Raw genomic sequence first — 12,583 nt, 5'->3', positions numbered from 1 at the left:
AGCCGTACGGGACGCACGGCGCTTCGCACTTCACGGGCCGGCATTCCGAAGACCATACCCGGCAATGAGATGATAGAAACCGAAGGAGGACACACATGGGATTCGATATCTTCATGCTCGGCGCCACTGTGGTCGCTGCCGGAGCATTGACCTGGTTCGTCATCTGGTATTTTTTCTCCCCGTCCGACGCAGAGTCATCCTCGTCCGCAAAAGGGAGCGGCACGTCCGCAGACTCGCAGTCCAGCGATGAGGCCTATGCGGCTCTATACGGGGACAGAGAGCACGAAGCGGCGGCGCTCAGCCGACTGGTGCTGGTCGGCATAGTTCTCACGGCAATCGTATTCGCGTTGGCGGTGCTGGCCTTGTTCGGATCCGACGATCCGAACAACTGGACGAATGCCGCCTGGATACAAAGCCCATGGCTTCAGGCGATTCTGATCACTCCCGTGATGTTCTACTGCGGCAGGCCCATCCACCACATCGGCTTGCATACGATAGCGAAACGCAGCCCCGACATCAATTCGCTGATTTCCATCGGCACCTCCGCAGCGTACATATACAGCCTCGCCGTATGCGTCGCTTCGGATTTCATGCCCGAAGGATCCCGTGAACCCTACTTTGAATCGGTGGGCGTGACCATCACCCTGGTGCTGTTGGGACGTCTGATGGAGACCAAGTCCAGAGCGAAGTCCGCCTCTTCGGTACGCCAGCTCGCAGAGCTGCTTCCGAAAATCGCCCATCTCGTGCCCAAGGCACAGCGATGATCGCACCGACCCCTCCACTGCGGCGGAATACTGCACCGATGTCGATAGCGACGCCCTGACCCCGGGCGACATCGTGCTTGTCGGTCCAGGCGAATCATTCCCCGCCGACGGCAGCATCGTCGCCGGAGAGGCGCTCATCGACGAATCCGCCATCAACGGGCAAGGAGAGAGCCCACTCAGAGGACCAGGGCAACGAGTCCATGCAGGGACGGTCGCCTCGAGCGGCCCCGTCCTCGTTCGCTGCACGAAGGTGGGTAGGCACAGCACACTAGGCGGTATCGTCGACGTCGCCGCAAAGGCCCAGAACAGCAAGGCTCCGGTCCAGCGGCTCACCGACATCATTTCCCGAATCGTCGTTCCGGTGGTCATGCTCATCGCCATCTGGACCTTTGCCATCTGGGTGGTCCTCGGGCCCCAACCGCGCTTGTCGCATGCGGTGGTAACCGCCATCAACGTCCTGATCATCGCGTGCCCATGCGCTCTTGGGCTCGTCACGCCCCTGTCCGTCAGCGCCAGCGTCAATCTCGGTGCCGCCAATGGCATACTGCTATCCTCCGCCAAAGTTCTGCAGCGAGGCGCCCGCATTCGCACCGTGGTGCTCGATCAGAGCGCCATCGGCAACGTTGACGAAGACGATGCCCACGGCACCGCCTCCGCAGTGAAGTCCTTGCATGATCGAGGCATACGCACCATTCTCATGGGCAGCGGGGAAAGCACATCGACCGTCGAAGAGGCACGGCGTTTCGGCATCGAGGAAGTCATCGCCTCGGTGAATCAACAGGACAAGAAGACCTGGATCAAGCGTCTTATTGCAGAGTCCGAACCCGGCGATCTTGTAGCCCTGGCCAGTGATGGTTTTGAAAACGCCGCCGTGCTGAACTCGGCCGATGTGGGTTTTGCCATGGGTTCAGGGGCCGACGGCATGCTGCAATCCTCCGATGTGACGCTGGTAAACGGAGATCTGCGAGGGATACCCAACACCATCCGACTGTGCGAAATCACCATCCGCAACATCCGGGAGAACTTCATCTGGGCGATGGCCTTCAATCTGCTGTCCATCCCCATCGCCGTGGGTGTGCTCTACCCCTTCACCGGATGGCTGCTCAACCCCGTCATCGCGGCCGTGGCCATGGCCCTGTCGTCTCTGTGCGTCGTGCTCAACGCCCACAGATTGCACCATCAGGTGATTCGCATCACCGCCAACGCGCAGCCCTCCTCAAGGTCGACGCATGAACCTCGCCTGATCGAAGGCTGACGAGATAGTCAATCACCTTTGCGCTCGGACCCACAGCAACGGGCAGATCCGAGCGCAGAAGGATGGCGTCGAAAGCATCGCGGAGCGCCGCTCACGGCGTGAGCCTGGCGTTCCGCGATCTTGTGACGGCAATTGCTACCGTTGCGACGAACCGTCCGACGCATCATCGGAGGACGCCTGATGGCCGCCTTCCAGACGCCCGTCCGGACGCCCACCCGAGCGGTGAATCTCGCTGTCATCGATAAGCGTGTCCGTCGGCCACACGGTGAGTTCCAGATGCTCGCCACCGGTCTGGTCGACCAGCACGGTGTCGCCGTCATGCACGCTTCCCGCAAGCAGCATACGTGCCAGCTGGTCCCCGACTTCGGTCTGCACCAGCCTGCGCAAGGGCCGAGCGCCGTAGGCGGGGTCATATCCCGCATCAGCCAGCCATTCACGGGCCGCCTCGCTCACATCCAGGCTGATACGCCTGTCAGTCAGCCTCTTGGCGACCTGAGCGACCTGAATATCGACGATGCTGCCCAACTCGTCACGGGTCAGCGGGTCGAAGACCACCAGTTCGTCAAGCCTGTTGATGAACTCCGGCTTGAATTGGGCATGGACGGCATCCATGACCGCACGATGCTTGGCTTCTGCATCGAGTGCATCGTTGACCAGGAACTGAGAGCCCAGGTTCGAGGTCATGATCAGAATCGTGTTCCTGAAATCGACCGTCCTGCCCTGCCCATCGGTCAGACGCCCGTCGTCGAGCACCTGGAGGAGCACATCGAAGACCTCGGAATTGGCCTTCTCGACCTCATCGAAGAGCACCACGGAATACGGGCGGCGACGCACGGCTTCGGTGAGCTGCCCTCCTTCCTCATAGCCGATGTACCCAGGCGCGGCACCGATCAACCGTGACACGGAGGCCTTCTCCATGTATTCGCTCATATCGATACGTACCATCGCCTTCTCATCGTCGAAGAGAAAGTCCGCGAGCGCCTTGGCCAGCTCCGTCTTGCCTACGCCGGTCGGCCCCAGGAACATGAAGGAACCTGTCGGACGATCGGGGTCGGAAATCCCTGCACGCGAGCGCCGAACGGCATCGGAGACCGCGGTGATCGCCCGCCGCTGACCGATTACCCGCTTGCCGAGGAAGTCCTCCATATGCAGCAGCTTCTCGTTCTCGCCCTGCATGAGTCTTCCTACAGGGATGCCCGTCCAGTCGGCGACGATCTCCGCCACGGAATCGGCATCCACATGGTCCGGGACCATCGGCTCCTTGCCGGAACCACCGGCGCTACCCGCAGCTTCGGGTGACTGGCCAGACTCGGCGTCCTTCGCATCGGCGTCCTCCTCAGCGATGGACAGTTCCTTCTGAATGGTCGGAATCTCACCGTAGAGTATGCGCGAAGCCTTCTCCAGATCACCCTCACGGGTGGCCTTGTCTGCGTCCACGCGGAGCGCATCGAGCTTTGCACGGAGGTCTCCGACCTTGTTGTGCCCGGCCTTCTCCTCGTCCCATCGAGCCTTCAGACCTGCCAGACGCTCACGGGTGTCCGCAAGGTCGGCCTGCAGCTTCTCGAGCCGTGCCTTGGACGAGGGGTCTTCAGCCTTCTTCAGCTGCATCTCCTCCATCTCGAAGCGAGTGACCTTACGCTGCAGCTCATCGATTTCCTCGGGTTGCGAGTCAAGTTCCATACGCAGATGAGCCGCGGCCTCATCGACCAGATCGATGGCCTTGTCCGGAAGCTGACGCCCGCTGATATAGCGGTTCGACAATGTCGCCGCCGCCACCAGCGCATCGTCGCCGATGGTGACCTTGTGGTGCGCCTCGTAGCGCTGCTTCAAACCACGAAGGATGGCCACCGTGTCCTCGACGGAGGGCTCGCCGACGAAGACCTGCTGGAAACGCCTCTCCAAGGCCGGGTCCTTCTCGATGTTCTCGCGGTACTCGTCAAGTGTGGTCGCACCGATCAGGCGCAGTTCGCCACGGGCCAGCATCGGCTTGAGCATATTGCCGGCGTCCATCGAACCTTCCGCGGAACCGGCGCCGACGATGGTGTGCAGCTCATCGATGAAGGTGATGATCTGCCCGTCGGCGCTCTTGATTTCGTTCAGCACCGCCTTCAGCCGCTCTTCGAATTCGCCACGGTATTTGCTCCCGGCGACCATGGAACCGAGATCCAGCGATATCAGGCGCTTTCCTTGCAGGCCGACAGGGACATCCCCGGCGACGATACGCTCCGCCAGTCCTTCGACCACCGCCGTTTTGCCGACTCCGGGCTCACCTATCAGCACGGGATTGTTCTTCGTCCTCCTGCTCAGAATCTGGATGACGCGCCTGATCTCCCTATCCCTGCCGATGACCGGATCGAGCTTCCCGTCCTTCGCCTGGGCGGTGAGATCGGTCGAATATTTCTCCAGGGACTTGTATGTGCCTTCGGCATCCGCACTGGTGACCTTCGCCCCGCCCCGCACACCGGGCACCGCGTCACGCAAGGCTTTCGGCGTCAGTCCGTGCCGCTTGAGCATGTCGGCAACCTGCGATGGGCCGACGGCCAAGGCGATGAGCAGATGCTCCGTGGAGACGTACTCGTCCCCCATATCGCGCATCTCCTTCTCTGCCTGGGCGATGGCCGTGCTGAGCTGACGACTTGCCTGCGGTTGTGTGGCCGTCGAAGCACTGGCGCGAGGCAACGCGACCAGCGCATTGCGCACTTCGGCACCGAGACTCTGCACATCCGCTCCCGCGGCGGCCACCAGGCCCGGCACCGACCCTTCCTGTTGGCGCAGCAGCGCATCCAGCAGATGCAGCACATCCACCTGAGCGTTACCCGCCGCCGATGCGCTTTGAATCGCGTCGGAAATCGCCTGCTGCGACATCGTCGTAAATTGTTGTTCCATTATCTCCTCCGTTGCATTCAGTCGGAACCTTCAACGAATTCGAGCTTCGGAAAACACCGCCATCAACAACGGCAATCATCCGGCGCACCGAATTTCTCTCGATCACATTCCGTGAAGTCTCATATGCACAACACTTCGATACACCACAATATTCCCAAACTTGAGCCTCATGCACTCAAGTTTACGATTTAATCGTCGGACTTGGCTCTCAATACGCCCCCCATATCACAAAACTGTGCGAACAGGCACGCCAAGAAGCCGAAATGAACCCGCTGACATGCCTGTTTGCACAGTTTCAGATGTGGATAGGGTCAGGCCGACACCACCACGTTGCGCAGGTCACCGATGCCGTCGATATGCACCACCGCCTCGTCACGGGGACGCAGCGATCCGGAAGCATGCGGTGTGCCGGTCATGATGACATCACCCGGCAGCAAGGTCGAGAAGCTGGAGATGAAGGCTATCTGCTCAGGAATGGAGTGGATGAGCTTGGTGGTGTTTCCGGATGCCTCCGGCACGGTCTCGCCATTGAGAGAGAAGGATATACCGGTGTTGGCGAAGTCCAGCTCCGTCTCGATCCACGGACCCAGCGGGCAGGAGGTGTCGAAGCCCTTCGAACGCGTCCACATCGGATCGTTCTGCTGCAGATCGCGCAACGTCACATCATTGACGCAGGTGAAGCCAAGCACATAGTCCATTGCGTGCTCCACCGGCACGTTCTTCGCGATGCGCCCGATGACCACGGCCACTTCGGGCTCATAGCACATCTGGTGGGAATACGCCGGGTACACGATCGGGTCATCCGGCCCGATCACCGCGGTCGAAGGCTTCGCGAAAATCATCATGCGCTCCGGCGCTTCGGTGATGTCGGACATACCGGCCTCGGCCATGAATCGGGCATGGGCCTGATAGTTCTTCGCCAGACCGTACACCTTCGAGGGAATGACGGGCGCCAGCAGACGGATGCCTTCGCCGTCCACCGCGTAACGCTCTCCGGTCGGCTTGACGGCCTGCGCGGACAGGGGATAACCATCGAGAGCAATGAGGTAATCCCTGTTGTCGGAGTCGTCATGTTGGACGAAAGCATACTGTGGGCGGTCGTTATACGAAAAGCGTGCGATTCTCATGCTCTCCAGCATAATGCCGGAACCATACCGCGACGATATTGCGCACTGCCCATAAGAGCGCGAATTCGCTGATAACTGATATGAGACGGGAAGGGATGCCTATCGCGAAGCAAGGTGACACTATGGAGTCATGGCCCAGGTTCGCGGCCACCGGCACCGTCGGCGGCCGAAGCCATCCGCACCGGAACGGACCGGTCACCATTGCATCTGCCGCGCAACAGGAAGGACGAGGATGTCAGACATACATTCCAGCAAGGTTCTTATCGTGGTTCACGATTGGGGCATCGAGGAAACCGAGCTCACCAGACCACTCAATGATCTTCGCCAGGCCGGCGCCCAAGTCACCTTGGCTGCACCGGCGCACGAAGCCGTGGAGACCGTACGGCACGACCGCTATGAAGGCAGCACAGTCCAGCCCGACGCACTGCTCTCCGACGTGAAAGCCTCCGATTTCGACCTGCTGGTGGTTCCCGGCGGCACATGCAATGTCGACCATCTGCGCATCAACCCGGACGCAATCGCGTTGGCGAAGGATTTCGCCACAGCGGGCAAACCCATCGCCGCAATCTGCCATGGGCCGTGGCTGCTCGTCAACGCGGAGGTCCTCGGCGGCAAAACCCTCACCAGCTGCAGATACATCAAGGCAGATGTCGAGAACGCAGGCGGCGTCCATGAAGATCGCGAGGTCGTCGTCGACGATGCCAGGGGCTGGAAACTCATCACCTCACGCAAGCCCGATGACCTCGATGCATTCGTGGATGCCATCAAGGAAGCGCTCTGAAGCACACCCATGATGCGGTACGCATGGCATATGAGAGTACGCCGTGCAAGGGTCCGACAAGATAACTGCACTACAAGGACAGCAAAATCGCAGAATTTCTTCAAAAAGCTGTCCTTGTAGTGCAGTTATCTATTTCAAGCGCGCGCTCAGATGAAGGCGCGCTCGCCGAAGATCGCGGTTCCTACGCGCACGATGGTCGAACCCTCCTCAATCGCGTAGCCCATATCGTGGGTCATGCCCATCGACAGTTCCCGGCATGACGCCGTTCCGGCCTCGCCTGACGCAAGGATGGCATCGCGCAGTCCACGCAGGTGCGCGAAGCCCGCTCGGATACGTCCTTCATCTTCGACGTGCGCTCCGATGGTCATCAGCCCACGCAATTCCAGACCTTCCAGAGCCGCGATACTGCATCCCAGCTCCTGAGCCTCCTCAGGCGCACAACCCGATTTCGATTCCTCTCCCGATTCGTTGACCTCTAGCAGCACACCGACCGAACGGCCGCCGCTCACAGCTCGTCTCGCGATACGTTCCGCCAGACGCAGACCATCCACCGACTCGATGGTGGTCACGAAGGGCAGCACCTTGTTGATCTTGTTGCTTTGCAATTGACCGATGAGATGAAAACCCACATGCTCCGACGCCCGTGCAGATGGGACATCGCCGACACCGTTCCCGCCGACACCCAGGTCCAGCCCGCGCTGGGCGCACAGCTTGAGCAAAGCTTCGGCCTTGGCCTCGATTTCCTGCGGTCTGTTCTCCCCTATCAGACGCACACCGGCATCAATCGCCGCCATGATCTCACCGACGTCGCGGGTTTTTGTTGCTGCGAGCAGCCGGATATCGTCCGGATTCCTGCCACTGTCCGCGGCCGCCAAGGCGACGGCGTCCATGACCCTGTGCACTCCGTCACGGATTTCGATACCTCTCGAAGGGTCCAATCGCTCGTTGGCGAGATCCTTGTGCTCCATATATGCGACCATAACCATTCATCCCCGCAGCTTGTGACTATTTCATCTGCCAATGCTAGTAGCACCTGCGTCACATCTCCGCGTCAAGTATGCGGTCCTCTCTGTCCTCATGCAGCGCAGCGAAGGAAAAGGCGCCTATCAGGTCTTTGGCCTCGACAGGAGTCGCTTCCGGCAACACACCCAGCAGCCACGCGCATCTCCCTATCACCTCCTGCGGGCGGGTGCCGGACGCTCTGAGTGCTCCCATGTCCAAGGAGTTGAAGCGCTTGGCCATGCGCCTGCCGTCGCTGCCATCAATCAACGGGAGGTGGGCGAAGAAAGGCTGCCTCCGAATAGCGCCCATCGTCTTGTTGCGCCACGCCGCGTCATGGCTCTGACCCGACTCCTGACAATGCCGCTGAATCCACAGCTGTATCGCCGTGGACCGCAACAGATCGCGTCCACGCACGATACGCGAGACACCCATCGACCAATCGTCCACCGCAGTGGCGAACTGATAGGCGTACACACCGTCCGAGCGACGAATGATGACATCACCGAGTTGGCTTGACAGGGAAAAAGCCTGCGGACCGAAAATCTCGTCATGAAAGCGCACCAGGTCATCCGAATCGTCGTCAGATCGCGGCACCGCGATTCTCCACGAGTGCCTGTCACCGGCGTCGAGCCTTCGCCGCCTTTCGGCGTCCCCAATCTGTCGGCATGTTCCCGGATACCGCGAAAAACCGTCGCCCTCATTGGGGGCCGAAGCCGCCCGAATATCGGCACGAGAGCAGAAACAGGGGTACAGTAGCGGCTCACCTGACGGCAGATGCTGCGTCATGAACCACCGGAACATCGCATCATAGGATGTCAGGCGCCGGGATTGATACGCCGCCGGACCATCCCAATCCATTCCCAGCCAGTCCAGGTCGTCCATAATCCATGAATCGGCATCGGAGACCACGCGATAGGTGTCGATGTCCTCGATTCGCAGTCGCAGCATCCCTCCGACCTTTCGAGCATCCAGCCATGCGGCCAGCGCGGCATAGACGTTGCCGAGATGCATGCGCCCGGTCGGGGACGGTGCCAGTCTGCCGATTTGCAGAGGCCTTGGTGATTCAGCGGTCATGTTCAGGACACCCACAGTTCCGAGTCCAGCGGCCACTCATTCGGAGAGCATCCGCGCAAAGACATCGACTGCTGCTGCATCACCGGCGCGGCACCTCCCGGGACGCTGCATGTGGCCTCGTTGTCGAGGTGTCCAAGCCGGTGGCCTACTTCGTGGTTGATTACCAGCTGCCTGTAACGTTCCACCGTTCCACCCGCCTTCAACCAGTCCGAGGTACCGTTCCGCCAGCGATCCGCATTGATGATGACCTTGTCCTCGACACGGCAGCTGTATTCCTCGCTGCACCCCTCGGAAAAGGACGTCATCGTGTCGGCCTCGGCCAGAATCAACGTCATATCGCATCCGTTGCCGGCATATGAAAAGGTGGCACCCGCACGAGGCCACCCCAAACTCGAATTCAATGTCCGGAAGACCACACTCTCGAATACCGTGATGCCGTCGATGCCGTCGGTCGAGGAGATGCAGTACCGATACCGGCGAATAGTGTTGCCGCTGGCTTCCGCCACAGTCTGAGCCTTGGAGGCAATCGCCTTTCGCTGACTGTCGGTCAGTACGGCCAAGGGTTGAGCGGCAGGAGCAGCCTGCCTGACAAGCGGGCCGTGACCGTCAGGCTTGGTCTTCGAAGAACTCGCCACGGCCTTCGCATATGACCGACCCTGCACTTTTCCGGCCCTGGTATTATTCACCGCCACACCCACGCCGGCAAGAATACCCACCAGAATGAGAGCGCCGACGCACAGGACCGCAGCTCTGCGAATCCTGTAGATACGCTGCATTTCCTGGTCATGCGCAGAACACGGACTCCAAACGGCATGTCCCTCATGGGGATGCAAGCGCAACGCGGCCATGATGCCGCCGAACGCCCCGGACAATCTGTTCCACATTCTCAGACAACACCGACGCAGCGAAGCGAAGCAATCACCGAACGACGGCATAGGCCTCATCTCCCAATGTGTGCAGGAACAGGGCAACGCCGCCTTGCACAAACCGTTCGTCTATCGGTTGAGCGTCCTGTCGATGAGGTCAGTATAGCCCGCCGCGATGAGCTCAGGCGAAAATCGCGTGGAAGAGCCAGGCGCCGATAATCGCACCTGCAATAGGGGCCACGACGGGAATCCATGCTTCGTTCCACCGAGAAGAACCCTTATGCGAGATGGGAAGCAACTGATGCAGCAGACGCGGCACGGCATCTCTGGCCGGGTTGAGGCCGGGCCCGGTCGGACCGCCCAAGGATGTCACCAGTCCCCAGACGATGAAGCCCACGGCCAGCGAGGCCACCGCCGGGTCCTTCTGTCCCCAAGGCAGGGACAGGCAGCACAATGCGCCGAGCACCAGAATCAGCGTGCCGAAAAACTCGTTGAGGAAATAGTTGGAACGTGAGCCCGCGGCATCGGTCGTCGAGAAACTCGCGAAAATCGCGTCAGCCGAATCGGTATCACGATAATGCGGGTAGTAGGTGACGTAGACGATCAACTGACCGATTGCAGCGCCGACGATCTGCGCCAGAATATACGGCGCGACCTCGCTCCATGGAAAGAGGCCGTTCGTCGCCAAGGCGATGGTCATCGCGGGATTGATCTGCGCGCCCGAGACCGCGCCGAACATCATCACCGGAAACATCACGCCGAAGCCGTATCCCATGGCGATGGTAAGCCATCCGGAATGATGTCCCTTCGTTGCTTTGAGCTCCACATTTGCCACAGCTCCGTTGCCGAATACCATGAGCAGGGCCGTTCCCATGCACTCCGCTGCGAGCCTGGTCATCAAGGGGTAATCCACGATGGTTCCTTAAGTTGTATTCTTCTGGTGACTTTTCCCGGCGCCGAGGCATCATGCCGCACGAAATATCCGAATGGGGACATGGTTCGTCCGGCATTATCCAGAAAAAGTTGTTTGAACGCCATAAGGACCCGTCCTAGGACGGGTCCTTATATTGTGTGCCCCCGCGGGGGCTCGAACCCCGGACACGCTGATTAAGAGTCAGCTGCTCTAGCCAACTGAGCTACAGGGGCAGTGGCACACACTTGAGCCGAGGAACAACAGTACTCAATTTTTCAGAATGTGCAACTCGTGTCGTGTCCTCGGTTCGAAGCAGCCTCTCGACAAGGGGATTCCACCCCCGGAATCAGACGATTTTCGGCATCGGCGTGGTCAGTGAGGATGTCAGATTCACCTGCACCAAACCGGCTCCTGCATGCACTTCGACCTTCTTCAAGGTTACGGTGCGGTCCTGTTCGGATGCATGGTCGTCATCGGTCATCGTCGCAGGAGACTTGACGGCCACGACGGCCATGTCTTCGAGTCGCTTACCAAGGCTGGCACACAGCTCTCGTGCAGCCTGCAAGGATTGTTCGAAGCCTTCGCGCAAAACCACTCTTTCCGGCGGCACACCGTATGCGCTGCGTATAATCCACCGCACATCGTCAAGTGTGTCCATCCCGCGATGGCTTTCCGAAGATTCCGAGGCCACGGCATCCCCGCTCGTATGAATGGCGTCGATGAAGGCATCCAACTGATCCGAGAGCGCATCCCCGCCGTCACGGAAGAGATTGCCCACGATGGGGTTGCGGAAGCCCAGGTCCGCGGCCTGCTCACGCAGCTGAGGAACCTGATCGTCCTCCCCCTCCCACAGATTGATCAGCGGGAACGATGCCAGTCCAAGGCCTTCAAGACGGTTGATGTGGAATGGATAGCGCCAGCGCAGGCTGGGATCGTCACGCCATGTGCTCGCTCTGGTGACGACGACGGCCGCTGCCGGCCACTGCGCGCCGAACTCCCTGGCCGCGATGTCCAGCCATTTCTGCGCTCCGGCGTCGGTTCCGTATCCTGCCTCGACGATTACCACGTCATGCCGCGCGCATGCCAGTTCAACGGACACGAGGCTGGGGATGCCGATGGACACGTTGGCGAAAGGACCGCAGTGCACATAGACCGGGGAACCTTGTTTGGTCTCGGTCAGCGCCGGCTTCACGGCATCGGTGAGAATGTTGGTGATGCGCCACAGATCGATGAAGTCCCCGAACACCACGGGTTTGCCGTCAAGTGTTCCCGCGACGATTTCCGAGACTCTCCGGCCTATCTCCTCCATGCTGCGAGACAGCACCACGATCTGCATCAGCTCGCAGGTCGGCGTGAGCACCATGCGCTCAGGCACATTGCCCTTGCCGCGGTCCACGGCAATCTGTCGCAATGACCTCGACGGGGTTTCGGAGACCCGAGGCAACAGAATCGTGTCGATCCTGCCGTCGTCCACGGCTTTTTCCGCGAAGGCCACCAGCAGGTTCTGAGCGGCGGCGATTGCCGCCATCTCCCCGCACAGCCCCCAGTCAATCAGCTCCGGATGCGTCAGGGATGCCTTGCCGCCGCCTGAAGCGCCACCTTTAGACCCCGCAGCCGTGATACCCATGCTGGGCTGCCTGAGCACCGCGGCGGCGTCGACACCACGGGCGCGCAACGCGTCGATCAGCGCGATGGTCGTAGTGGTCTTGCCTTCCCCGCGAGATGCCTTCAGCGGGGTGTCGGCGGTGACCAGCACCACTTTCCCGTGCTTTCTCGGCTCCTGCGGGTTGTCTTCCAAATCCTTCAGATACGCGAAGGCATCGATTTTCTCGACCTGTCCGTATTGCGTGACATAGCTTTCGTAGGTGCTCATGTGGTCCTCTCTGATTGTTCGGAACGTGGCTCAAGGGGTTGT

At 60.4% G+C, this 12,583-nt stretch carries 10 protein-coding genes and 1 tRNA gene; 3 read left to right on the top strand and 8 right to left on the bottom strand.

Annotated features, from left to right (window positions below; all coding sequences use genetic code 11):
- The first annotated feature begins 95 nt into the window (after positions 1-95).
- Both DB51_RS09690 and DB51_RS09685 read left to right on the top strand, forming a co-directional pair.
- On the top strand, positions 96-764 hold the full coding sequence (locus tag DB51_RS09690) for an HAD family hydrolase (protein ID WP_051867158.1): 669 nt from the start codon (positions 96-98) through the stop codon (positions 762-764).
- Positions 739-2,019 carry an HAD-IC family P-type ATPase gene (locus DB51_RS09685; RefSeq protein ID WP_084674487.1) on the top strand — a complete coding sequence of 427 codons (1,281 nt, stop codon included), beginning with the start codon at positions 739-741 and terminating at the stop codon, positions 2,017-2,019. The genes DB51_RS09690 and DB51_RS09685 overlap by 26 nt, the downstream gene beginning before the upstream one ends.
- A gap of 135 nt (positions 2,020-2,154) precedes the next feature.
- Here the strand turns inward: DB51_RS09685 and clpB are convergent, their stop codons facing one another.
- Positions 2,155-4,905, bottom strand: coding sequence for an ATP-dependent chaperone ClpB (clpB, locus tag DB51_RS01800; RefSeq protein WP_084674486.1), 2,751 nt, complete (start codon positions 4,903-4,905; stop codon positions 2,155-2,157).
- A gap of 311 nt (positions 4,906-5,216) precedes the next feature.
- Entirely contained in the window at positions 5,217-6,032 is an 816-nt protein-coding gene (locus tag DB51_RS01795; RefSeq protein ID WP_034251260.1) for a fumarylacetoacetate hydrolase family protein, read from the bottom strand.
- Positions 6,033-6,264: 232 nt separating this feature from the next.
- Between DB51_RS01795 and DB51_RS01790 the strand changes: the two genes are divergently transcribed.
- Positions 6,265-6,813 (top strand): type 1 glutamine amidotransferase domain-containing protein, encoded by a 549-nt coding sequence (locus DB51_RS01790; protein WP_034250829.1) that lies wholly within the window; start codon positions 6,265-6,267, stop codon positions 6,811-6,813.
- A gap of 146 nt (positions 6,814-6,959) precedes the next feature.
- Here the strand turns inward: DB51_RS01790 and DB51_RS01785 are convergent, their stop codons facing one another.
- From DB51_RS01785 to DB51_RS01755, 6 genes are all read right to left on the bottom strand, one after another.
- Positions 6,960-7,793 (bottom strand): YggS family pyridoxal phosphate-dependent enzyme, encoded by an 834-nt coding sequence (locus DB51_RS01785; RefSeq protein WP_034250828.1) that lies wholly within the window; start codon positions 7,791-7,793, stop codon positions 6,960-6,962.
- A gap of 58 nt (positions 7,794-7,851) precedes the next feature.
- Positions 7,852-8,889 (bottom strand): glutamate--tRNA ligase family protein, encoded by a 1,038-nt coding sequence (locus DB51_RS01780; RefSeq protein WP_034251257.1) that lies wholly within the window; start codon positions 8,887-8,889, stop codon positions 7,852-7,854.
- Between the two features lie 2 nt (positions 8,890-8,891).
- The gene (locus DB51_RS01775; protein ID WP_238548270.1) at positions 8,892-9,773 is read right to left on the bottom strand and encodes a DUF3152 domain-containing protein; all 882 of its coding nucleotides are present in this window, start codon (positions 9,771-9,773) and stop codon (positions 8,892-8,894) included.
- A 163-nt stretch (positions 9,774-9,936) separates the two neighbouring features.
- A complete protein-coding gene (locus tag DB51_RS01765) occupies positions 9,937-10,668 on the bottom strand; it encodes an MIP/aquaporin family protein (protein WP_034250825.1) in 732 nt (243 codons plus the stop codon).
- A gap of 159 nt (positions 10,669-10,827) precedes the next feature.
- A tRNA-Lys gene (locus DB51_RS01760) sits at positions 10,828-10,901 on the bottom strand.
- A gap of 113 nt (positions 10,902-11,014) precedes the next feature.
- Positions 11,015-12,541, bottom strand: coding sequence for a formate--tetrahydrofolate ligase (locus DB51_RS01755; RefSeq protein ID WP_034250824.1), 1,527 nt, complete (start codon positions 12,539-12,541; stop codon positions 11,015-11,017).
- Positions 12,542-12,583 lie beyond the last annotated feature (42 nt).

The organism is Bifidobacterium crudilactis, assembly GCF_000738005.1.
In the GTDB taxonomy this organism is placed as follows: domain Bacteria; phylum Actinomycetota; class Actinomycetes; order Actinomycetales; family Bifidobacteriaceae; genus Bombiscardovia; species Bombiscardovia crudilactis.
Note: the sequence above shows the minus strand (reverse complement) of the source record. Positions and strands in the feature narration are given on the sequence as shown.